The following is a 25,020-nucleotide window of genomic DNA, read 5'->3' as shown; positions in this document are numbered from 1 at the left end:
GCCTTTCTATCCGAACTTTTACTATTTATTTAAATACCCAAAACGTTTAAGTTGCCGTTCGTTATTCCGCCAGTTTTTATTTACTTTCACCACTAATTCAATATGGATTTGTTTTCCGAAGAATTTTTCTAATGATTTTCTTGCTTCTACCCCTACTCGCTTTAAAGCACTCCCTTTATGACCAATTAAAATTCCTTTTTGCGAATCCCGCTCTACCATAATAATAGAACGAATTCTAATAATATTTTCATCCTCAAAAAATTCTTCTGTGACTACTTCTACCGAATAAGGGATTTCTTTTTTGTAGTTCTGTAAAATTTGCTCACGAATAGCTTCATTTACAAAAAAACGTTCCGGTTTGTCCGTTAACTGATCTTTTGGGTAAAAAGGAGGAGATTCCGGCAAGTAAGCTACTATCTGAGTAAAAACTTCTTTTACATTAAAATTTTGAAGCGCAGAGATTGGAAAAATTAAGGCGTTAGGTACTTTTTTTGACCACCATTCCAGTTGTTCTTCTAATTGTTCCTGATTTGAAGTGTCAATTTTATTAAGTAATAAAAATACCGGTATTTTAGCCTGAGTAATTTTAGTAAAAAAAGCTTCGTCTTTTAAGTCTTTTTCTCCGATTTCTACCATATAGATTAAAACATCCGCATCTTCAAAAGCAGATTTTACAAAATCCATCATGGATTCCTGTAATTCATAGGCAGGTTTGATAATTCCTGGTGTATCGGATAAGATCATTTGAAAATCAGCTCCGTTTACAATTCCCAGAATACGATGTCGTGTGGTTTGTGCTTTAGATGTAATGATAGATAGGCGTTCCCCTACAAATGCATTCATTAAGGTTGATTTTCCTACGTTAGGATTTCCAATAATATTTACAAACCCTGCTTTATGTGTCATATAGTACAAATTTACTTTAAAAGTAAGCTATTGTTGCGATAAACATCAGCTGTAGTAAACAAAACTTTAAAGCAGACGGCTTTACCGTAAATTCCAATCAAAAAGACCTAATTAAGGGTGATTTTAGTAAGATTTTAGCTAATTACTACAATAACTGTTATATTTATTAACATTCTATGACCTTGTAACCAACTGTTATGTATTTAAGTTTAAACCAATCTTTATTTACTCATAATTTCCGAAAGTATTTTCTGTTTTTGATAAGCTTATTTTTCTTGTCGATTCCAGGTATTTCTGCACAACGTGCTTTATTAAAAGGAGAAATTGAGCAAGTAGTGGATAGTATATTATTACACAATAAAGGACGTATCTACGATGATGATATTAGCGAGGTTATTAATAATAACAATAAAGTTTTAATCTTAGTTGAAAACCTTCCTAATCCGCAAAAGGAAAGATATCAGGCCGAAGCTTATAATTTACAAGGGATTGTATATTATCAGCTAGAAGAGATGGAAAAAGCCGTGGATTTTTTTAATAAAACCGCAGCAATTGCTGAAAAAAATAAAGATTCTCTTCTTGCAGCCAGGGCTTTAGGTAATATTGCTATTATCCGTATAGATAGCTACAAGGATTTAACAGGTGCTATTAAAAATTATAAACAAGCATTAACCCTACTTCGTCCGGTAGATTCAATCGCAGAAAACAGAGTGCAACTTAATATGGCCTGGGCTTATGCAAAAAACAAACAATATGCAGAAGCTAAAAATATCCTGAATCTTTGTGAAGAATTTACATTTGCTTACGGGAACCCTCAGGAACGTACGTATTTCTATCATATTGACGGTCAGTATTATCATTCTATAGATTCTTTAGATCTAGCCGCAGATGCTTATCAAGAAGCGATTCGTCTCGGTAAAGAACATGATGTGGATGCTGTTCCGGATATCTATAAAGATTATGCTTTTACTCTAAGAGCATTAGGTAAACCGGAAGCTACTATTGCCAATCTATTGACTTATGCGGATTTAAAAGACCAGGAGTTTCAAAATATGCAAAAAGCACAAAACGAAATTGCAAACTCCAGGTTTGAGGTAGCTCATTTCCAGCGAGAAAAAAGATATGCTGAAAGTAGGATGAACCGGTCGCGTATCTTATCTAAAATTGCTATTGGTTCTCTTGCAGTCTTAGTGGTTTTTTTATTTACGTTATGGTACCTGAACAGGAAAAACATTAAATTGGCTTCCCTCCTATCGGTTCAAAACGATCAACTGCAATTGACTAATGATAAATATGAGAAAGCACTAAAACAAAAATCTCAATTTATCAATACGGTTAGTCATGAACTACGCACCCCCTTATACGGAGTAGTAGGAATTACTTCTTTATTATTAAATTCTAAAAATCTGGATGAACAACAAAGTGAATATTTAAACTCCCTTAAATTTTCAGGAGATTACTTATTAAATTTAATTAATGATATTTTACTGATGAGTAAGATAGAGGTAAGTAAGATCGAACCGATCATAGAAAGTTTTAATCTTAAAGAACTTTCTATTAGTATTGTAAAATCCTTTGATAATCTAACAGATGAAGCAAATAACCAGATTGAATATCATATTGATCCTGATATACCTACTATTGTTTCGGGTGATCGACTTCGATTGTCTCAAATATTAATCAATCTCATTGGTAATGCAAATAAATTCACCGCTGGTGGCCTTATTCAATTGAAATTGAGTTGTACAAAATACACCTCTACGGATATTCAAATATTATTTGAAGTGATCGATAATGGCATTGGTATTCCTGAAGATAAACAAGAAGATATTTTTGAAAGTTTTTCACAAGTGGATGCTAAAGAAAGTGCTTTTAAAGGAACCGGACTTGGTTTACCGATTATTAAAAAGTTAATTGAATTTTACGGAGGAACGATTGCCGTAGAAAGCGAACTGGGTAAAGGTTCAAGATTTTGGTTTGAACTTACTTTTAAAACGGTAAAAGAGGATATAAAACAAACCGAACAAACTCAAAATTCTGATTTTGACATCGTCAATAAAAAAATCCTGGTAGCTGAAGATAATAAAATCAACCAACTGGTTACTAAAAAGACCCTGGAAAATTTTGGGTTTATTTGTGATCTTGCGGATAACGGTCAAATTGCTATTGATATGTTTCAAAATAAAACCTATGATGCTATCTTGATGGATTTACATATGCCTGTAATGAACGGTATTGAAGCTATAAAACAGATTAGGAAATCAGACACTTCCATCCCTATTGTACTTTTAACGGCTTCTGAAATGAAACAAGACGACCCCTTGTTGCAAAATGTCGCTATTAATGAGATTCTTATTAAACCTTATGCTACGCAACACTTTTTTAATGTAATTCTAAATGTTCTTCGTAAATAGGTATGAAAGTAGCTTAGATAACATTATTGTATGACCTTCCGGTTCCTGTTCTAATCGATATGAACTGTTAATCTTCTTATTAAGATCAAAATTTGTTTAGCTTTTTAGTAAATTTGTTAAACAATATAATTACCTTGAAGAAAGCAAATTTACCTGTTAAAACCTGTAAGGTTTGTAAACGACCATTTACCTGGCGTAAAAAGTGGGAAAGAGATTGGGAGCAGGTACAATATTGTAGTGAAAAATGTAGAAGAAACAATCATAAGAAGGAATGAAAAACGCAATAGTTTGGTTTAGAAATGATTTAAGAACACGGGATAACCAGGTGTTATCTAAAGCGGTTCAGGAAAATGACCGGGTTATGGCATTTTACTTTTTTGATCCTCGTGCTTTTGAAGTAAATCAATTTGGTTTTAAAAGAACAGAAAAGCACCGGGCACAATTTTTAATTGAAACTCTTACGGATTTAAAAAATCAATTAGAACAACTAAACATCTCGTTATTTATCTTCCAACAACAACCCGAAGATGTTTTTCCTCAATTTATTGATAATCTGGAATTTAAAATTCATGCGATGTATTCTCAAAAAGAATGGACACGTAATGAAAACAGAGTGACGGATGCAGTAAAATCCGAAATTAAACGCTTTGACGTAGATTGGATCGAACTTTACGACCAATTTCTCTTTCACCCGGAGGATGTACCTTTTGAGATAAACGATACCCCAAAGATTTATACGGTCTTTAGAAAGAAATGTGAAAAGTATGTAAAGGTAAGGCCTGTTGTTTCTGTAGAAAAAATGTCAAAAGAGAATTTAGTTCCTACAGACACTGAAATACCTTCTCTACAACAATTAGGCTTTTCTAGATTTTATGTTCCTAAAGAAGCTGCATTTACTTTTAAAGGTGGTAGTAAAAATGCAAAACGTAGAATTGAAAATTACTTCTGGGAAACCGAAAATCTAAAGCGGTATAAAGAAACCCGAAATGGGCTGGTTGGTGAAGCCTATAGTTCAAAACTATCTGCCTGGTTAGCGAATGGTAGTATTTCTGCCAGAAGTATCTACCATGAAGTAAAACGTTTTGAAGAAGAGGTAGTTTCTAATGATTCTACTTATTGGTTAATTTTTGAGCTTATCTGGAGGGATTATTTTAAATACGTTTCTTTAAAACATAGAGATAAAATTTTTCAAATTACCGGCATCTTAGATAAAGATTACGAATGGAGTACCAATTCGAATAAAATTAAGCAGTGGATTGACGGTGAAACCGAAGAACCTTTTGTGAATGCCAATATGCTGGAATTAAAATTCAGCGGATGGATGAGTAATCGGGGACGGCAAAATGTAGCTTCTTTTTTTGCCAAAGAAAAAGAATTGGACTGGCGGATCGGGGCTTCTTATTTTGAATCACAACTGGTGGATTATGATGTACATAGCAACTACGGCAACTGGATGTACGTAGCAGGAGTTGGTAACGACCCCAGGAATCGTAAGTTTAATATCCAAAGGCAAGCCGAACGCTACGACCCGCAACAGGAATTTCAGAATTTATGGTTGGAACAAATCATACATTAATCCGGAGGCTATGAAACTAAGATTAATCCTGGGAGACCAATTAAATCAGCAACATTCCTGGTTTCAGGAAGTGGATCGTGACGTACGCTATTTTATGGCAGAAATGCGCCAGGAAACGGATTATGTAAAACACCATATCCAAAAAGTGGTAGCGTTTTTTATAAGCATGCGTAATTTTAAAAAGTGGCTGGAAGATAATGGGCATCAGGTAATTTATTACACCCTGGATGACCTGGATAACACTCAAAATCTTACAGAAAATTTAAAAAAAGTTGCCGAAGAACAGAAAGCAACTTCTTTTGAATATCAATTACCTGATGAATATCGCCTGGATCAACAACTAAAAGAAATTAGTAGTTTGTTACAATTACCGGTTCAATCTTTTGATACCGAACATTTTTTGACTTCAAGAACCGATTTAACCGGTTTTTTTGAAGGTAAAAAACAAATGACCATGGAATACTTTTACCGGGATATGCGTAAAAAATACGGTGTGATGATGGTAAATGAAAAAGAACCTGAAGGTGGCAAATGGAATTTTGATAAAAGTAATCGGAACAAATGGACGGGAAAAGACCCTATTCCACCAGAAAAAGAGTATGACAGAAATGTAGCTGAAATAGTAAGCCTGCTAGAGAAACACGAAGTCCAAACCATAGGTAATATTAATGAAAAAGATTTTGATTGGCCTACTTCTCGCGAAGAATGCCTGGAAGTACTCCAATATTTTTGTAAGTACTTATTGATTCATTTTGGGGATTATCAGGATGCCATGCATGAAGATGAAAAATACCTCTTTCACAGCAGGTTATCTTTTGCGATGAACAGTAAGATGTTAAGCCCTAAAGAAGTGATTGATACGATTATTGACTACTGGCGATCGCATCAGGAGGACATCCGTATTTCGCAGGTAGAAGGTTTTGTAAGGCAGATTTTAGGATGGCGAGAATATATGAGAGGTGTTTACTGGAAAGAAATGCCGAGTTATAAGAAAAAAAACAAACTACAGAATAAAAATAAATTACCGGAATTTTACTGGACGGGTAAAACCAAAATGAATTGCTTGCATCACGCCATACACCAAAGCTTAGATGACGCATACGCCCATCATATCCAGCGTTTAATGATTACCGGAAACTATGCATTATTAACGCAATGTGACCCAGATGAAGTGGATGAGTGGTACCTGGGCATCTATATTGATGCTATTGAGTGGGTTGAATTGACCAATACCCGGGGAATGAGCCAGTTTGCAGACGGAGGTATTGTAGCGACCAAACCTTATGTTTCTACAGGTAGCTATATTAATAAAATGAGCAATTACTGTAAAGGTTGCCACTATAAGGTTAGTAAAAAATTAGGAGATGATGCCTGTCCGTTTAACGTGTTGTACTGGAATTTCCTGGATGATAAAAGGGCTTATTTTAAAGGTAACCAGCGAATGAGTATGATGATGAGTTTATTAAATAAAATGAGTCCGGATCAATTAACTGCTTATAAAGAGAGAGCCAATCATATAATTGAAAACCCCCATGAGTACTAAAAAGCAGGAAGTAAATATTGTATGGTTAAAGAGAGACCTTCGATTGCTTGATAATGAAGCCATCTATCATGCTATAAAACAAGAACAACCTGTACTTTTATTGTATGTTTTTGAAAATTCCCTTAAAAACGATGAGCATTATGATGAACGCCATTGGCGGTTTATAAAGCAATCCATACTTCATTTAAATGAAACTTTGACACCCTACAATACAAAGATAGTTACCGCTAATGCAGAGGTAATACAAACCTTTAGTATTTTACAACAATTCTGGAAAATACATACGGTGTATTCGCATCAGGAAACCGGAATTAAAATTACCTATGAACGTGATAAAGCCTTTGCCAGGTTTTGTAAAAATAACCTGATTACCTGGAAGGAACATATACATAACGGGGTTACAAGAGGAAGAAAAGACCGGGAGTACTGGAGAGAAGAATGGGAAACCTACATGCAAGAAGAGCTATTTCCTTTTTCTCCGAAACCAAATTCTTTTATAACGCTCGAACAAATAGCCCTTCTAGAAAAATCTCTGCAAATTGAAGAATTAACTTATACTGAAAATTCTAACTTTCAGCACGGGGGTGTTCCTTATGCTCATAAGTACCTGGATTCTTTTTTTAAACAACGATATATTAATTACAACCGTCATATTTCAAAACCTCTATTAGCACGTAAAGGTTGCAGTCGGCTGTCTCCTTATTTATCCTGGGGTAATTTATCGGTAAGGCAAGTCTGGCAATATGCCAAAAAATTCAGAGAAACTTCTCCTTATAAAAAAGAAATTGATGGGTTTACCTCTAGATTACGTTGGCAAGCGCATTTTATTCAGAAGTTTGAGATGGAAGATACGATGGAGTTTGAAAGTATTAATAAAGGCTACGGAAAATTAAAAAAACAATTATCTAAGGAGTATAAAATTGCCTGGGAAAACGGTATGACGGGATATCCTTTAATCGATGCTTGTATGCGTTGCCTGCGGGAAACCGGTTATCTTAATTTCAGGATGCGGGCAATGGTCGTATCATTTTTTACCCATAATTTATGGCAACCCTGGCAGGCTGCCTCTTCTCATCTTTCTAGAATGTTTCTGGATTTTGAACCCGGAATCCACTTTCCGCAATTGCAAATGCAGGCAGGTGAGACCGGAATTAATATGTTACGTATTTACAATCCGGTTCGCAATAGTAAAGAACATGATCCGGACGGACAATTTATCAGAAAATGGGTTCCTGAACTTAGGGATGTGCCTACCTCTTTTATACATGAACCTTATAAAATGACGATTTTAGATCAGCGGTTTGCTAATATCAACCTGGAAACTTTATACCCAAAACCAATTATTGAGATTGAAAAGACTCGCAAGAAAGCCAGTGATACGCTTTGGCAATTAAAAGAAGATCCTTTGGTACTTCAGGAAAGTGTCCGTATTTTAAAGAAGCATACCTTAGCAGACCGTAATCCGTTTGACTAATTATAATTACTATGAAGAAAGAAAAGAAACATTTTTCCATAAGAGAACTAGACCGAATTATCGAGATGGCCTGGGAAGACCGAACCCCTTTTGATGCAATTCTATTACAATTTGGAATTACAGAGCAGGAAGTGATAGAAATTATGCGGAAGGAAATGAAGCCTTCCAGTTTTAGAATGTGGCGGGCCCGGGTTCAAGGTAGAAAGACCAAACATTCACAGAAAAGAATGTATGGTATTGATGACGCCCGGTTTAAATGTTCCCGTCAAAAACAGATTACTCATAATAAAATTTCTAAAAGATAACAGCAGTATGACCAGTAAAAAACCGGATCAGGTAGTTTTTAATGAAGAAGAAAATAAATATGATGCGGGTCTAAAACCCTATGCTACGGATGTATCGGCTCCAGCTATTACTACTGTAGATACTATTGCTTGGAAAAATAGCAATATCAATAAAGTCAATCATCAGATTAAAACACGTTACGATAAGTTAAAAGAAGAGTATGATGCGTTAATGGCAGAGTATGAATATAATAATTTAGTTTACCAGGCCAGGTTTAATTTTGAACCGATAGTGGGACAAACCTATCACCTGTATAAGGATAAAAAGGAGCAATTATTTTTATCAATAATTGCTCCTTCCGAATGTAACTTTCATTTTTTGGGTAGTTTTCAACTTACAGCTGACAAACTTTGGCAAAAAATGGATTAAAGTCCCAGAACTTCAAAATCTACTTCAAAAATAGACTTTATACTAATATCATACGCTTCATTTATAGTTTGATCTGTAGTGGTAGAAACATTTAGACTAAACTCATCCTGAATAATATAAGATTTTAATTCTACGTCAAAAGTTTCCATCTCCAGGATACGTTTTCCATCATCCATAATATCACTGGCAATAGCAACCTGTACTTCTTCCAGTCCATCCGCTTTAATCCCTACTTTTAACTCTTCTAAAAAGTCAAAATTGCCATCGGTAGGATCCGTAATGGTTAAGGTCATTTTTAGTAACTTCACCCCTTCTACGAGATCGGCATTGGTGTTTTGCTCTTCAAATCGTGTACTGGAATTCGTAGTAACCGGAGGAGTATCCAGTGTAATTGGAGTATTTACAATGGTTGTGGCAGGAACTGTAATTTCCGAGTCATACTCTAGTTCAAATTTTGTAAGTTCGCTTAAAGCATCTTTTGCATCATCACAAGACAAGGTGAAATAGGCCATAAGGCATAAAAATAGGTAATTTTTCATGTTTAATTATTTGGGTTTATTCCCTAAGTATACGATTTTATATTGACAATTAAAAATAGACAACTAAGAAATTGCCAAATTAGATGTGCTTTTATTGCTATTTTCACAAAGTACTTTTCAATAAAGCGTTACTAAAATACAGGAATTCGCGAGTGTTATTTATTGACTTTACGAATACTAAACCCTTATCTTCAAATTCTAAATTTACACCTTGATAACGCTTTATCCTATTTACATTTGAATCGAAATAATGCTTTAAGATAGATTGATTTCTAAATATGTCGGTTCTTAAATTTCTATGTTTAATGGGGTTTAAAACCTGAAAAACGATAAGTTTTCAGAAGACATTAAGAGTAGATTATTAAAGTCAGGAGTTAAAGAAAACGGAGTAGCAGATAATATCTTTTACGAAGTTGGGGGGGAACCACTGAAAAGAACATCGCTTTTACTATTTATGATCTCAGCATCTTTAAGGAATATCTTTGTAAGTCTCTCAGAATATTTACTATTCTGAGACTTACAAGATACTTTACTTATATAAAATAAGCATACATTGAATTTATAAAATTGCTAGATACTAAACATACTTTTAAGAAATAGTCCGGGAAATGAACTTAAATTATCAAAAACATACACACTTACCTTTTCTATTTAATTCTAATAAAAACAAAGATTTTATTTTTTATAAAATTATGATTTTATACTGTTTTTTATTAGTAGGCCTGGTACTTTTTTTAAGCTGGAATGTACTACACTAAAAACTACAAGTAGTAACGTACTTTAAAATATTATATCCTACTATCCAACTCTTGAAAATTATCAGCGAGAACTCCAATTGTATTTATATAAAACAGTTAGTAGAGGTTTCGCTGGTAAATTTCCTTTAATTCAACTCATTTCTTTTAAAAGGAAATATCTTTAATTATATTTGTGAAGCAATCGTAATAGCAATTAATGCCCCTGTATATAAACCGATTACTACTCTTTTTTATTTTTGCCTATGGGTGTTTCTATTTAGGCTATGCTCAGAACGGAGGTCTTCGTGCGTATACACTTGAAGATGGTTTACCCCAATCACAGGTTCATGACATTGTACAGGATGATGTGGGCTATTTATGGTTAGCAACACGAGGGGGAGGTATTTGCAGGTTTGACGGGAAAGAGTTCAAAGTTTGGAATGAAGGTGATGACCTAATTTCAAATTATGTTAACACCCTTAAAACCGTAGGTGACACCTTATTTATAGGTAATCGTAAAGGCTTATCTATCAAGACCCGTAGTGATATTATTAACTATGCTACTACTCCGGTTTATAAAATTTTTAATAAGAACCATCAAATTTTATTGGCAACTAATAGTGGATTGTTGTCATACGACCCGGCTCAGGGTATTAGCAAGTATCCTATTAGTGAAAAAATTGATAAAAGCAGAGTAACCGGCATTGCTTATGATGGAAAACTTTATTGGATCACTACAAATTCGGGATTATATAAAATCCGAAGCCTCGATGGAAAGACAAAACCCATACGCCACAGTGCCTTTAACTTTACGGCAGTACTCTTTAAAGATAATAAAATATACGCAGCCGCTTACGACCGCGGAGTTTTAGAAGTCATGACTAATGCTAAGTCTTATGGTAATAACTGGATCAATGAGCCTAAACGGGTAACGGATTTGGCTATCCACAAAGAAACAGAATTATGGTGCGCTACTGACGACCAGGGGGTTTATATTGTTGACTCTTCAAACCGTAAGATTATTTCTCGTATTGGTACAAAAAACGGCCTGGCAGTATCTAACGTTCAAAAAACCATTACGGATAGTCAGTCTACTATTTGGATTGCCACGTCAGGGGGAGGATTTTATAAATTTTTTCAAAATAACTTTACCCACTACGACCAGGATAATGGTTTAAAAGGCAATCGTGTGTACGCAGTACATGCTATTGAAGACCAGATATGGGCTTCTAATTCAGAGAACGGGTTGGTAAAGATTGATAACGACCATATTCATAGAATTCCGCAACCTGCTTCCTTACGAAATACAAAAATTAAAACCATTGATAGTGATAACAAAGGTAATTTATGGTTAGGAACCGAAGGTAAAGGTATTATTTTAAAGAAAATAAGCTATCTTGATAATGCTACCAGCCTTAAGGACACCTTTGCCATTGAAAATATAATTATTAATAAAAAGAGAGGTTTACTTTCTAACTGGGTTAGAAGCATACAGGTTATTGAGGATACCATCTGGGTTGCGTCTTACTCCAGAGGAATCACCAGATTTGTTTATGATTATAAGAAAAATAAGGTTCGCAACATCTATAAATTCGCGAAACGAAGTGGAATCAAGGATCTTTATATAAAGGATCTGAAACCCGACAAAAAAGGTCGTATGTGGTATGTTACCCGTGATGGTGACATGGGATTTGTAAAAAATAATAAAGTAACCCATTATCAGGATGTTTTAAAACAAGGCGCTTCTATTAATTCTTTAGTATTTAAAGGGGATAAAATTTACCTGGGTACGGAGGGATCAGGCATCTGGTGGTCTTTTCTTTCCAAAAAACCAAAATTTGCCCGGTTACTAGGAGATAAGGAGTTATATTCTAATAATATCTATCAGATGATTTTTGACCGTACCGATCATCTATGGGTAGGTACGGAAAGAGGAGTAGATAAAATTAAAATCAATCTACTGGACCAGATTGATGATGTCTTTCATTATGGAGTAAACGATGGTTTTTTAGGGATTGAGACTTGTTTAAATGCTGTTACTAAAGATAGTAGTCACAATTTATGGTTTGGTGCTATTTACGGATTGACTAAATATAAACCCAGCATAGTTAAAAAGAAAACTATCAAACCCAAAATTCATTTTGAAAATTTAGAAATTGCTTACCGTCCGTTAGATTCTATCAATCCCGATAAGTGGGCCAAAGAGGAAAAAGTGTTACAATTGTCTCCGGAACAGACGGAATTATCCTTCAATTATATTACTATTGACCTGGATCATCCGCAGGATATTGAATACCGTTACCGTTTGAATAAGACAGCCTGGAGCCCCTGGACTTCAGAACAAAAGCAAAATTTAGCCGGACTAGCTTTTGGCCCCCATTCTTTTACAGCTCAATCCCGTAATTATCGCTGGGAACAAAGTGACCCGATTACTTTTAAAATATTTATTGACAGTCCTTTTTATAAAAAGTTATCCTTTCAAATAGCTGTTCTATTGTTATTTCTTGCTGCCATGACCGGAATTTCTTTTTATAAAATCAGAAAGGTAAAGGTTAAAAATAAAGTTGAGCAGGAACGTCTCCAAATGCAAAACCACTTGTTATCCTTAGAGCAAAAGGCACTACGGTTACAGATGAATCCCCATTTTATTTTTAATGTCTTAAACGGGATTAAAGCCATGGGATCTAACAATCCGGTTAAAATGAATACTACCATCAATACGTTTGCCACCTTAATGAGAGAAACCCTGTACAATTCCAGAAAGGATGATATTAGCCTGGATCAGGAAATTAATACTATTAAGCATTATATTGAGGTTGAAAAATTAATGGCTTCCAAAAATTTTGAATACGAAATTAACCTGGATTCGGATTATGATCCGGAAGAAGTCCTTATTCCGCCTATGTTGATTCAACCTTTTGTAGAGAATGCGATCCGGCATGGTATTTTAAAAGGAGTAAAAGAAGGTGTATTAAAAGTGTATTTCAGAACCACAGAAGAACATTTATTTTGTAAAATTGTGGATAACGGCTCGGGGATCTTTCAATCGCAAAAGGCAAAATTAAAAACAGATCATCAATCCATGGCATTAACGGTAACCACCGAGCGTTTAACTTCAATATCCGGTAAGGATGCTTTAAAAATTGAGGAAGTACTTGCAGAAGACGGTAGTGTTACGGGAACCAGAATTGAATTTCATATTCCATTAAAAACAGACTATTAAACTATGCTTACAGCGATTATTGTAGAAGATATGCCGGATGCGCTTCATTTATTGAAGACGGACCTGGAAACGAATCATAAGGATATCAAAATTATTGATACGGCACAGAGCGTAGTTACCGCAGCAAAAGCCCTCAGAAGTAAACAACCGGATATTCTGTTTTTGGATATTATGTTAGGTGACGGAACTGGGTTTGATGTGTTGGAAATTTTTCCTGACCTTAAATCAAAAATTATTTTTGTAACGGCCAGCGATGAATTTGCGATTCGGGCTTTTAAATTTGCCGCTATTGATTATGTACTGAAGCCTTACTCCAGTGAAGAATTAGCACAAGCCGTAGAAAAAGCCAAAGAACAAATCCAACCGAACCCCGAACGATTAAGTATTTTAAAAGAAACCCTTTCTGCACCGGAGCAGAAACCGGATAAAATATCCTTACATACGCTCGATAAAATTATCATAGTGAGCTTAGATGATATTGTGCGATGTGAATCCGACAGTAATAATACAATTTTCTACCTGGAAGACGGACAAAAGATATTTGTAACTAAAACTTTAAAATATTTTACGGATATGTTAAAGAGTTACCAGTTTTTAAGAGTACATCAAAGCCACCTGGTCAACCTACAGTGCATCCGTGCGTTTATCAAGTCAGACGGTGGTTATTTAGTTTTAAAAAATGGAGATAACGTACCGGTCTCCGTTCGTAAAAAGGTGGAAGTCATGGAAATATTAGATAGTATGCACCGGTAGCACCTATTTGTCAAATTAACTATTTCTCTTTGATAAAAGAATTAAGCTAAAACTTACTAAACTTTTCCCGTTAAAAAACGAATAACCGTATCTATAATGACATCGATAATCTTATTTTTAAGGTGCCCTAACGAAATTCGGGAGATGCCTGCTTGATATAAAGATTGAATGACAAATTCATCTTTTTGAGCGGTTAAAAGCAGAGCATATTCTTCCGGGGTTATGCTTTTCTCTGCCAGTAAAACCGTCCATCTAATCAATCGATCTTTTGAAGATTGTAAAAATTCTTCAACTTCATTCTTAATCTTTTTACTATCCATGTCATACTTATCTTTAACTAACGTAAGTATAGAACTTTTTAATTCTTCCAAAAGATTATCGTTGATATCCTGGTTTATTGCATTTTCTTTCATATCCTAAGTATTTTATAGATTAAGGGGTTTGCAATATTTGTTGTAAAGCATCTTCGGTAGGTTGATCCTTTTTGTTTTCGTAAGCTACCATAAGATCAAAAATACGTTGTATCGGGACTTTAAATTCTTCAGTAAATGCCGGACTTAATGTGTCTTTTTCTTCCCATAATTTTAAAAATTTACTTACGGAAGAATTCGGACTATTTATATATTCCCACATTTTGATAGTAATTTCATTTTTATCTTTTGCCTTTTCATAAATTAACATTTTTTGCAATTGATTTTGAAAAGCAGTAACTTGTTCTTTATTTTCAGAAAACGAGTTGACAGATTGCCGGATTAAATTCTCAATTTGTACTTTAGTTTCAATCGTCTCCGTAAAGGTATAATGATCGTATAGCGTTGTACAAGAAAAAAATAAGAAATGTATACTTATACAAAGAAGAAAGTAAAAGTGTCTGATTGTAAATCGGATTGCCTGATGCCTCATAAAATTAAGATTTGACGTGATATGTAAATGTATACAATTCACCCGAAAATTAATAAAGGAGCCACTAAATTTATACTGAAAAGACTACAGTTACAACCATTTTTTTCTTTTGAAATAGTACAATAACCCTATAAAGGTACCAATCATAACACCCCATAATACAAAATACCCATAACGATATTTTAACTCCGGAATGTATTCAAAATTCATTCCGTAGATTCCTGCCATAAAGGTTAAGGGGATAAAAATTGAAGCGATAATCGTCAGTACTTTCATCACTTCATTCATTTTATTGCTGATTGTGGTCATATACATATCCATCAATCCCCAAATCATATCCCGGTAGATTTCCACGTTTTCAGATACCTGGATAATGTGATCGTATAAATCCCGTAGATAAATTTGTGTTTTTTCCTGTATGAGTGGATGTTCGTTTTTTTCAACCTTATTGATCACTTCCCTAAGTGGAAAAACAGCTTTTCTTATTTTTAAAATTTCTCTTTTTAACTCTTGAATTTCCTGGGTAATATCTTCACGTATATCTTTTTGAAAGAGGTGATCTTCCAGGCCTTCTATCTTATCCCCCATATATTCAATCATTTGAAAATAGTTATCTACAATGGCATCCATCAATACGTACAGCAAGTAATCAGAACCCATTGCCCTTATTCTACCTTTTGCTTTCCTAATCCTATTTCGAATGGGTTCAAACACATCACCACTGGCTTCTTGAAAGGAGATCACAAACGTATTTCCCAATACTAAACTGACGTGCTCAATTTTTAGTTTTTGATGCTCATCAAAGTATAGCATTTTTAATACAATAAATAAGTAGTCTTCATACTCCTCCATTTTAGGCCGTTGTTGGGTCTGTGCAATATCTTCTAATATGAGTGGGTGCAGATTGTAATTTGCCCCTATTTTTTCGATGGCATCCGTATGACTTAATCCATTAATATTGATCCAGGTAGTAGGTGTGGTATCCGAATAGTGAAAGGCTTCTTCAATAGTGCTAAGTTCTTTTTCTTCGTAAAACTTAGAATTATATTCAAAAACCTCAATGTAAAGCTCATTTGGTTCCTTATTACCCGTGTAGATTACAGTACCAGGTACGTGATTAACGGCTTGTTGTAGAGATGAGGTTGTTTTTTCCATAGATAGATATTTACAAACTACATTAATGCTTTGTACACATATTAAGTCACTAATGTAGTATTTTTCCTGCTATATTCTTATAAGGTTCGTAAAGCGTAAGTTAAAATCTGACACAGTTTACTAAAAAATATAAAAAGCGCTTAACGGTAATGACTTAAAATAAAAATGAAAAATTCATGTACTTCTTATCCAAGGTGTGAACTTGCAGTTAATTCGGATACCATTAAACATTTGCGCTAAAAAGAAAAAGCCTTTTTTATATTAACCATATTTTTACCTACTGCTATAAGCATAATTTTGTATGTTACCTATGGCTTTCTTATTCATTAATTTTTACCAATACTGATTAAAACCAGCGCTATATGGATATATCTACTCCCGCCCCACAGGATATTACTTCTAATTTTTCAGAATTAGATGAAGCTGAATTCAGATTAAGGGGAATTACAAAAGAAATTGTCCGAAATCAGTATGAAACCCTTATGATTAATAGAAAGGAAGTACATATTCTGGAAGGCGCACAGGAAGAAAACGGGGTAGTAAAGCAGGAGAAAGCTACGGTTAAAAAGTTAAAACAACAATTTAAAAAAGAGTCTAAAAACTTAAATTTATGCCATTTTATAGTTTCGTCAAACCAGTATAATGAAATTGTAGCCACCTTAGAGAAGTTTTATGCGCAATTTGATCCTGAAAAAGAATCTTTCGGGCGCTATGTCAACCGGAATCAAAGCTATCAACTTGCTACTTTTTTTAGAAAAATTAAAAGATTTCCTTTTTATAAAACCCTGCAACAAAATTTAAAAAAACACAATGAATCTGCTCGACATACGGACTTAGGTAAACTGCATATGACGCACGAGATTTTATACGGTGCCAATATCAATTTCAATACGTTACCGAAAATGCTATTCCCGTTTTATAAACGTTTGAAAAAGTCATCCGTTACCCTTTTTGAAGGCAGGTTTTTACAAGCTCTCCGGGAAGGGTCTAAGTTTAAACATGTGGCTATGCAATTTTGCGTTCCTTCAAAATCCCAAAAGCAGTTTAACGATGTATTGAATAATATATCTACCCCCCGGGTTATTAAAAAGATGAAAAATGTAACCGTAAACTTTATTCATTGCCCGGTACAAAGTGAAACTATTTGTGTAAACAATAAAAATGAAATTGTACGTGAAAAGGACAACTCAATTTTATTTAGCACTCCGGGACATGGAGTTTATTTATCCGCTTTGAATGAAATTAAAGATGATATTATTTATATTTCAGGGGCAGAAAATGTAAAGTCAAAAAAAATACAATTACCGCTGAACCGATTTCGCCGGGTCCTTATGTCTCAATTATTAAGTTCAAGGAGACTGGCAGATACCATTATTACTGAATTAAGAGATGAGAATTACCAACCCAATCCTCAACGTACGGAAGAAGTAATTCGCTTAATCAAAAAAGAATTCAATATTGTACTACCTTCGGAAATTCAAAACTTCACCACCGAAGAAAAGAATAAATTAATCTGCGAATACCTGGATAAACCCTTACGGGTATGTGCTGCTATTAAAGGGTCGCAACCCGGAGAAAGCAAACCCTGCTGGATTTCTCATGCTAATGGTAAACACCTGGCATTGGTACATCCTGAGGAATTAAACCATCTAAGTGAAGAACAGGATATACTCTATAAAAATATTGAATATTACGTTCCTGGCGAAATGGCTTGTTCTATCCAACGATATAATGGCGAAAAATATAACCTGGCAGAATATTGTGATAATAAAGAAGGCTTTAGAAGTGTACGGTTTCATAAAGACCAGGATATCGCCTGTTTACAACGCCCGGGTCTATGGAATGGCAATATGCTTAAATGGAATACTATTTTAATCGAAATGCCCCAACGTTTATACCAACCTTTTAAAGGGCTGGAAGATTTAATTTCGTAATAAATAGGTTTATTAAAGTCGAAAATACCAACATTTACCTTCCTGCAAGTAAAAGGAACTATGATAGCTAAGTTTATTGAACTTATAAACCTACGGTAAAGATAACAGGTCTAAAACAGCGTCTTACTTATAAGATTGCACTTTTCAATTACTTTATAATACGCTTTACGCTATTTCGCTGGTTTAATTTAAGCTTGTCTGAAAAATTATAAAATTGCTATTTTATTACATTAGTAATCCAACTACGCTTGTTATTGACAGTAGTCAAAATAATTATAAAATCAAACCACAATTTTCTCAACTTCACTTAGAGCAACTGTAATACAAACTTTTAAAGACTTTGGCTTTCTTTCTATTTAATCTATTCATTTATTTCTAAAACCCTTTAGTTTTACTAAAAAATATACTAAGCACTGATTTTCAATTTTATACAACATTGAACTCTTTAATTTAAAGGGGGTGCATTTTAAAGTTAAGCTTTGCTCTATAAAATAAAAAGATACTATTTTGACCTTTAGGATAGTTTATCCCTTTCCTTAAAGTAATTTATTAAGTAGATTTCCCCATTATTTAGATGTTACTCATTAACTAGATGGACTGCATTCTCAACATTTTGAACTCATTTAAAATCTGGCTAATTTAATTGAATACTATTAATTAACAACAAGTTAGGATAATCTATTCAACGAACGTTAATTGTCTGCTAAAGGAAAAGCCAGTGTTAAACATTACCTGAATACTGTTATGCCCCACCTATTTCGAATAGTAAATTGAAGCTACATAACAAATACTTTTACAAAATGATTACCAAAAAATATCAAACTTCGTTGCTTCAAAAAGTGGTAATGATCAGTATATTTCTCGTCATTACGTTATTTTTTGTTCCTTACAGTTTTGAACTGATCTTAAGTATCAATTTTCTGTTTATACTTTTTACAGGGGTTTCCCGGGTGTTACTTTTTCCAAAGAAGAAGAAAGTAGTTAGGGTAAAAGAGAAAACGGAAAAACCTTTTGTCAGTATACACATTCCTATCTGTTCAGAACCTCCCGCCGTGGTAGCTTCTGCCGTTAGAGCTGCTTTCAATCAAAACTATGACAATTTTGAAATTATAATTATTTCTAATAATACCAAAGATGAGAGTCTTTGGAAACCTATTGAGTTCTTAGCAGGTTCTCTGGGAGATAAGGTGACTTTTATTAATGTAAAGCGGTTGTCTGGTTATAAGGCAGGTGCTTTAAACCTGGCTCGTAAATTAACATCAAAGCAGGCAACTTATATTTTTACCCTGGATGCAGATTATATTTTACATCAAAACGCGTTAAGTGATGCGGTTGCCACTATAACTTCCAGGAAATTGGCTGTACTACAATACCCGCAATCTTATAGCAACACTAGCCTTTCTACCACAGGAATCAGTGATAATTACGAACTGTATTTTGACTGTTTTTCTGAAGGGGCAAATTATGAAGATGTGGCACTACCTACTGGTACTTTGACGCTTATACATATTAAAGTATTGGATGCTATTAAAGGTTGGAGTGCTTCTAGTATTACCGAAGATGCTATGTTGGGCTTATCTGTATTAGAGAAAGGCTATAAAACCGGATTTAAGAATAAAGTGATCGGACAAGGACTGATTCCCGGTACTTTTGAAGATTTTAGAAAACAACGTGCCCGCTGGATTTTTGGTAATCTACAGGTACTACTAACGCTACTTCAAAACCGAACAATTACGCTAAAGAAAAAATGGTTTTTAAGTTTACAATTAACTGCCTGGATCAATTTTTTAGGTATTCCGTTACTTTGTGTGGTGTATAGTACCTTATTAAAATTAGCAAATCCTGAAATTAATATTTATTCTATTTTAGGATTAGCCGGTTTCTCCGTATTCACTCATTTAGTATTATATATGGGCATAGCTTTGCAGAAGGTTTCCAACCACCCCTTAAGGGCTTTATCAATGTTATGCGCGCATTTATCTACTATAGAATATGGTGCTTTTTACTGGTGGAATATCTTTTTCCAAAAAGAAAAACCTTTTAACCGAACTAATAAATTTTATAAAAACGGAACTTTTACCATACAGGACTTTATAACACCCCTGATTTTACTTCTTACCGGATTGCTATTATTCATTTCATATCCGGTTGCCTGGTACGGCGCTATCGTTGCTGTATTCGGGACCTTAATTTTTCTGGCCAAACTTGTCACCATTTATGAATTGGGAGAAACCAGAAAAGCAGTAAAAACCAGTACTAGTATTTAAAAAATTTGGCTTATGAAAATTGCTGTAATCGCACACGCACATTATCCTATACGGGAACCCTATCCCGGCGGATTAGAAATGTTGACCCATATTCTTTGTAATCAATTGGTACTAAGAGGGCATGACGTAGATTTATACGCTCATAAAGATTCAGAAACTTTAGCTCATGTAATCCCGCTTTGTGATCAGGGAATGCAACTGGAAACGGTTGATCAATACCTGGCAGAATTGGATGGCATTGATGAAGCTTTTGTACTTAAAAACCTGGCGTATTCTAAGGCTATCAACAGAATTGCGAATGCGGATTATGATGTGGTTCATAATCACTCATTGCATTACGCTCCGATCATTATAGGGAATAATATCAACAAACCTATGATTACTACCTTACATACGCCGCCCTTTCCTTTATTACAATTAGGTACCGTAGCTGTAAAGGATCATAACAACCAGGTTTTTACTGCCGTAAGCAATCGTTTGGGGCAAATTTGGCAACCTTATATTGATCACTACGAAGTGGTGTATAATGGAATTGATCTTAATCAGTGGCAATTTAGTCCCAATAAGAAATCTGAGCACCTTTTATTTACCGGAAGAATTTGTAAAGAAAAAGGGGTAAAAGATGCCATTAGTTTTGCTTTAAAAGCAAAGCTTCCTTTAAAAATCGTAGGACCTAAGTGTGTACCGGAATATTTCGAAAAAGAAGTAGCGCCACATTTAAGTAATCCTTTAATTAGTTATGAAGGCCACCTCAAACAATCTGAAATTAATATGCTTTACGAAAATGCTCTGGCTACCTTGTTTTTTAGTACTTGGGAAGAACCTTATGGATTAGTTATTGCCGAATCCCTGGCTACCGGAACCCCGGTTATTGCTTATAACAAAGGTGCTGCTCCGGAAATCTTAACGGATAGCTGCGGAATCTTACTAGAAGAAGGATCAACATTTGACAATGCGGGTGAGGTATTAACCCGTTTACTTACGATTGTTCCTAAAGATTGTAGGCAGCGAGCTGAAGATTTTTGTAATATTCAATATATGATTGACTCCTATGAAGATTTATACTACCGTTTGACTTATAAATCACAACCTAAAACGATGGTCGTATGATAGGGTATTACGCACACTATCATGGCTATGGTCACAGCAACTATGCGAATGAATTAATGAAGGAGTTACAAGAAGATATGACTATCTTCTCCCCTTCAAGTTTTGACTTTACCTATAAAGAACAGGTAGTACCGATTGAAGATGAAGAACTGACCGGCACTGAGTATGATATGGAGTATTACGAAACACCGGAATACTTACATTGCGCGCCAATGAACCTGTCTAAAATCACTTCGCGTAGTGCCACTATTTTAAATACCATTTTAGAGAAAAAAATCAAGCTGCTACTGGTAGATGTAAATGTAGAAATTGCCACACTAGCCAGGGTAGCTTCCGTGCCTTTTGCCTATCGGCGTATGTTTGGAAAACGTAATGATGCCCCGCACCTCAACGCATACCGGGAAGCTTGCTTTTTAATGGCGTATTATCCTGAAAGTTTAGAATCCGAAGACACCCCGGACTGGGTACGAAGAAAAACCTATTATACCGGATTTATATCTAAAGCAAAAACTACCGGTAACTATCTTGATCCGGTGGGAGTTCCTTTTATTTTGGTTATTCAGGGGAAAGGCGGATCAAAAATGGATGCTTCTTTCTATAAAAAATTAGCAGATCGATTTACCAATACCAAGATTATTGTTTTAGGCAGTGTTCCGGAACATCAGCAACATAAGAACATCACTTATCCCGGTTTTGTAAGTAATATTATTCCTTATATCGATCATGCGGATTATATCATTTCTTCCTGCGGAAGCAATACCACCTCAGAACTATTATCCAGAAAACGAAAATTCTTGATGGTGCCGGAAGAAAGGCCCTTTGAAGAACAAAACGAAATTTGTAAACTTATGGAAAAAAATAAACTAGGAGTCCGTTTTGATAGTAATAACATCACAAAATCAATGTCTCAACTCGACGCTTTACCAGATTATATTCCTGAAGAATACTTACCCGGAAGCTTTGTAGAATTTGCCAGGTTTTTAAAATCAAATCAGTATGATGCGGATCTGATCAATAAAGCCTTAACCCAAAAAAATCTTTCTGAAATTTTAATTAGCCTGTAAAAATATGGAACATCAAACTAGTTTAATCATTATTGAATACAACCGAAGGAAACATCTTTTAAATGCGCTTAACGGTATAGAAAATAGTAAAAAAAAACCTGATGAAGTCGTGATTGTTTCTTATAGTGACCAATTACAAATTTCAGCAGACACCTATACTTTTCCAATACGCATCCGACATCTGTCCATGCCGGAAAAGGGAGGCTTACCGGCAGCAAAAGCTCGTAATACGGGAGCTAAATTGGCTAATTACGAACATTTGATTTTTCTGGATGTGGATTGTATACCTTCTGCAGATTTTATAGGGACTATTTCTAAACAGCTGCAATCTCGTGAAAATGGAATTATCATGGGAACTCCTAAATACCTTTCCGAGCCGGTACCGGAAAATTTTGATTATAATTATCTGGAAAGAGAAAGTGTCTTTCATCCACGACGGCCCCGGGTGGTTCAGATTCGTCAGGAAGAAACTTATGAGTTATTCTGGAGTTTATGCTTTGCCATCACAAAATCATTATTGCGGGTCTTGTCTTATTTTGATGAACACTATAGTGGATACGGAGGAGAAGATACTGATTTAGCTTTTAAAGCAAGAGCACGTAATTATCCGTTTTATTTAAGTGAAGCCGTGGTGTATCACCAGCAACATGCTTTTTACCGCCCTCCCCTACCGCAATTGGAAAATATTATTAATAATTGCAATCATTTTTATGATAAATGGGGTATTTGGGCCATGGATAAACACCTCAAGGGCTTTGCACATCAAAATCTAATTGATTGGGATATGAATTGTACTGAAAAAATCAAAATCGCAAAAAAGCCGAATACTAAAGAGGTTGAATCCTGCTTAGTGGTTGATGAGGCTTATGGTTGAAATTTTAGATTATTTTTTTATTTAGCGTTTGCTATTTTGATAATATGTATTTGGCTACAGAATTAAATTTTGCAGCCATTTTTTCCTGACTTCCGCACATTTTTAGGATTTAGTTTTTGATTAATTTTATGTTTCTGATTTAGAGTTGTATGGTTTTTCTTTGGTTTTCATTTTGGGTGTTAATTCATCTTTTTATCTTCGTTTCATGTTCGTTCGGAGACTTAAACATACAAATGGCAAGATCTATATTCAAGTAGTTGAGAAAATTCATGGTAAATACAAAGTTGCCAAGAGTTTCGGTGGATCCCAGGATGATAGCGAACTCAAAGACCTCTCAGAGAAAGCTTCACAGTGGATTAAGAAAACGTTGGGTTCGAAGGAGTTTGATTTTGCTAATGAAGTTTTATTATATCAAAATGTCCTAAATAATATCACTTCCCATAAGTTAGCAGGTGTACAACTTGTTTTAGGTAAGCTATTCGACGAGATTGGTTTTAATAAGCTTAATGATACACTTTTTAAAGATCTAGTTTTATATCGGTTGGTTTACCCTAAAAGTAAATTGAAAACTACCGAGTATTTGTATCGTTATGAACAAAAGAGTTATTCAGAAGATGATATCTACAGGTACATGGACAAGCTTTATGATGGTAAAAAAGAACAGATCCAAACTATTAGTTTTGAGCACACCTTAAAAGTGTTAGGTGGGCAAATCAGCGTTGTTTTTTACGATGTAACTACACTTTACTTTGAAGTCGATAACGAAGATGGGCTGCGTAAAACAGGGTTTTCAAAAGAAGGCAAGCACCAAAACCCACAAATTGTCCTGGGGCTTTTAGTAGGCAAGGAAGGCTATCCCTTGGCTTATGAAGTTTTTGAAGGTAACAAGTTTGAAGGCCATACCATGCTTCCAGTGATTTATGCCTTTAAAAACAAATACAATTTAAAACAACTAGTTATTGTTGCAGATTCGGGTTTGCTTTCAAATCAAAACATTATTGATCTGCAAAGAGGCTCTTATGAATTTATATTAGGGGCAAGGATTAAAAACGAGACTAAAAATATAATAAAGAAAATACATGCTTTACAACTGAAAAATGGGGAGAGTGAAGTTTTGCAAAAAGGCGATTTAAAGCTAATAGTTACCTATTCTGACAAAAGAGCTAAGAAAGATAAGCACAATAGGGAGAAAGGGTTAAAACGGTTGGAAAAACGCATAAAATCCGGAAAACTGACCAAAGCCAACATTAATAACAGGGGGTACAACAAGTACCTGAAATTAGACGGGGAAGTAAGCATTACCATTGACCAAAACAAGTTTAAAGCAGATACCAAATGGGATGGCCTTAAAGGGTATATTACCAATGCAAAACTCAGTAAAGAAGAAATTCTAGAGAACTACGCCCACCTGTGGAAGATAGAAAAAGCCTTCCGTATTGCTAAAACAGATTTAAAGATCAGGCCTATATTCCACAGAAAACAAAAACGAATTGAGACGCATATATGTCTGACTTTTACAGCTTACAAAGTTTATAAAGAATTAGAGCGCCAACTCAAAATAAAAAAATCTGACCTATCACCAGAAAAAGTAATTGAAATATTACAAAGTATCTATCAAATAGAAATAGTAACTCCCAATACAAAAGAAAAAATTACCAAAACACTATTACTTACTGACGAACACAGAGAAATTAGTCAACTTTTTAATTTTGGGTGTTAAAATTCGGAAGTCAGGAGAGGTTGAATCCTGCTTAGTGGTTGATGAGGCTTATGGTTGAAATTTTAGATTATTTTTATATTTAGCGTTTGCTATTTTGATAATATGTATTTGGCT

20 protein-coding genes are annotated in these 25,020 nt (G+C 34.6%); 15 read left to right on the top strand and 5 right to left on the bottom strand.

Annotated elements, in window-relative coordinates:
- Positions 1–21: 21 nt before the first annotated feature.
- Positions 22–906 carry a GTPase Era gene (gene era / locus NBT05_RS08095; protein ID WP_265772982.1) on the bottom strand — a complete coding sequence of 295 codons (885 nt, stop codon included), beginning with the start codon at positions 904–906 and terminating at the stop codon, positions 22–24.
- A 275-nt stretch (positions 907–1,181) separates the two neighbouring features.
- Between era and NBT05_RS08090 the strand changes: the two genes are divergently transcribed.
- From NBT05_RS08090 to NBT05_RS08060, 7 genes are all read left to right on the top strand, one after another.
- Complete coding sequence (locus NBT05_RS08090) at positions 1,182–3,320, top strand: ATP-binding protein (RefSeq protein ID WP_265772981.1); 2,139 nt, start codon at positions 1,182–1,184, stop codon at positions 3,318–3,320.
- A 134-nt stretch (positions 3,321–3,454) separates the two neighbouring features.
- Positions 3,455–3,595: a DUF2256 domain-containing protein gene (locus NBT05_RS08085; protein ID WP_265772980.1), complete on the top strand. Its 141-nt coding sequence runs from the start codon at positions 3,455–3,457 to the stop codon at positions 3,593–3,595.
- Positions 3,592–4,896 carry a DASH family cryptochrome gene (locus NBT05_RS08080; RefSeq protein WP_265772979.1) on the top strand — a complete coding sequence of 435 codons (1,305 nt, stop codon included), beginning with the start codon at positions 3,592–3,594 and terminating at the stop codon, positions 4,894–4,896. Before NBT05_RS08085 ends, NBT05_RS08080 begins: the two co-directional genes overlap by 4 nt.
- Positions 4,897–4,906: 10 nt before the next feature.
- The gene (locus NBT05_RS08075; protein ID WP_265772978.1) at positions 4,907–6,439 is read left to right on the top strand and encodes a cryptochrome/photolyase family protein; all 1,533 of its coding nucleotides are present in this window, start codon (positions 4,907–4,909) and stop codon (positions 6,437–6,439) included.
- The gene (locus NBT05_RS08070) at positions 6,429–7,913 is read left to right on the top strand and encodes a cryptochrome/deoxyribodipyrimidine photo-lyase family protein (RefSeq protein WP_265772977.1); all 1,485 of its coding nucleotides are present in this window, start codon (positions 6,429–6,431) and stop codon (positions 7,911–7,913) included. The genes NBT05_RS08075 and NBT05_RS08070 overlap by 11 nt, the downstream gene beginning before the upstream one ends.
- An 11-nt stretch (positions 7,914–7,924) precedes the next feature.
- Positions 7,925–8,218 carry a TIGR03643 family protein gene (locus NBT05_RS08065; RefSeq protein ID WP_265772976.1) on the top strand — a complete coding sequence of 98 codons (294 nt, stop codon included), beginning with the start codon at positions 7,925–7,927 and terminating at the stop codon, positions 8,216–8,218.
- Positions 8,219–8,225: 7 nt separating this feature from the next.
- On the top strand, positions 8,226–8,627 hold the full coding sequence (locus tag NBT05_RS08060) for a DUF2452 domain-containing protein (RefSeq protein WP_265772975.1): 402 nt from the start codon (positions 8,226–8,228) through the stop codon (positions 8,625–8,627).
- Here the strand turns inward: NBT05_RS08060 and NBT05_RS08055 are convergent.
- Entirely contained in the window at positions 8,624–9,166 is a 543-nt protein-coding gene (locus NBT05_RS08055; protein WP_265772974.1) for a hypothetical protein, read from the bottom strand. The genes NBT05_RS08060 and NBT05_RS08055 overlap by 4 nt on opposite strands.
- Before the next feature lie 954 nt (positions 9,167–10,120).
- Between NBT05_RS08055 and NBT05_RS08050 the strand changes: the two genes are divergently transcribed.
- Entirely contained in the window at positions 10,121–13,126 is a 3,006-nt protein-coding gene (locus NBT05_RS08050; protein ID WP_265772973.1) for a ligand-binding sensor domain-containing protein, read from the top strand.
- Positions 13,127–13,129: 3 nt separating this feature from the next.
- A complete protein-coding gene (locus NBT05_RS08045) occupies positions 13,130–13,879 on the top strand; it encodes a LytR/AlgR family response regulator transcription factor (protein WP_265772972.1) in 750 nt (249 codons plus the stop codon).
- 56 nt (positions 13,880–13,935) lie between these two features.
- On the opposite strand, the gene NBT05_RS08040 is transcribed toward NBT05_RS08045, so the two are convergent.
- From NBT05_RS08040 to corA, 3 genes are all read right to left on the bottom strand, one after another.
- Positions 13,936–14,292, bottom strand: coding sequence for a hypothetical protein (locus tag NBT05_RS08040; RefSeq protein WP_265772971.1), 357 nt, complete (start codon positions 14,290–14,292; stop codon positions 13,936–13,938).
- A gap of 19 nt (positions 14,293–14,311) precedes the next feature.
- A complete protein-coding gene (locus NBT05_RS08035; RefSeq protein ID WP_265772970.1) occupies positions 14,312–14,782 on the bottom strand; it encodes a hypothetical protein in 471 nt (156 codons plus the stop codon).
- Between the two features lie 90 nt (positions 14,783–14,872).
- Positions 14,873–15,937, bottom strand: coding sequence for a magnesium/cobalt transporter CorA (gene corA, locus NBT05_RS08030; RefSeq protein WP_265772969.1), 1,065 nt, complete (start codon positions 15,935–15,937; stop codon positions 14,873–14,875).
- 362 nt (positions 15,938–16,299) lie between these two features.
- On the opposite strand from corA, the gene NBT05_RS08025 reads away from it, so the two are divergent.
- The 6 genes from NBT05_RS08025 to NBT05_RS08000 all read left to right on the top strand — a co-directional run bounded on the left by NBT05_RS08025 (position 16,300) and on the right by NBT05_RS08000 (position 24,906).
- A complete protein-coding gene (locus tag NBT05_RS08025; RefSeq protein ID WP_265772968.1) occupies positions 16,300–17,871 on the top strand; it encodes a DUF4301 family protein in 1,572 nt (523 codons plus the stop codon).
- An 800-nt stretch (positions 17,872–18,671) separates the two neighbouring features.
- Entirely contained in the window at positions 18,672–20,138 is a 1,467-nt protein-coding gene (locus NBT05_RS08020) for a glycosyltransferase family 2 protein (RefSeq protein WP_265772967.1), read from the top strand.
- Between the two features lie 12 nt (positions 20,139–20,150).
- Positions 20,151–21,248, top strand: a complete 1,098-nt coding sequence (locus NBT05_RS08015) for a glycosyltransferase (RefSeq protein ID WP_265772966.1) — start codon at positions 20,151–20,153, stop codon at positions 21,246–21,248.
- The gene (locus tag NBT05_RS08010) at positions 21,245–22,312 is read left to right on the top strand and encodes a hypothetical protein (protein ID WP_265772965.1); all 1,068 of its coding nucleotides are present in this window, start codon (positions 21,245–21,247) and stop codon (positions 22,310–22,312) included. The genes NBT05_RS08015 and NBT05_RS08010 overlap by 4 nt, the downstream gene beginning before the upstream one ends.
- A 4-nt stretch (positions 22,313–22,316) precedes the next feature.
- Positions 22,317–23,186: a glycosyltransferase family 2 protein gene (locus NBT05_RS08005; RefSeq protein WP_265772964.1), complete on the top strand. Its 870-nt coding sequence runs from the start codon at positions 22,317–22,319 to the stop codon at positions 23,184–23,186.
- A 205-nt stretch (positions 23,187–23,391) separates the two neighbouring features.
- Complete coding sequence (locus NBT05_RS08000) at positions 23,392–24,906, top strand: IS1634 family transposase (protein WP_265772865.1); 1,515 nt, start codon at positions 23,392–23,394, stop codon at positions 24,904–24,906.
- Positions 24,907–25,020: the final 114 nt, after the last annotated feature.

The organism is Aquimarina sp. ERC-38 (assembly GCF_026222555.1).
In the GTDB taxonomy this organism is placed as follows: domain Bacteria; phylum Bacteroidota; class Bacteroidia; order Flavobacteriales; family Flavobacteriaceae; genus Aquimarina.
Note: the sequence above shows the minus strand (reverse complement) of the source record. Positions and strands in the feature narration are given on the sequence as shown.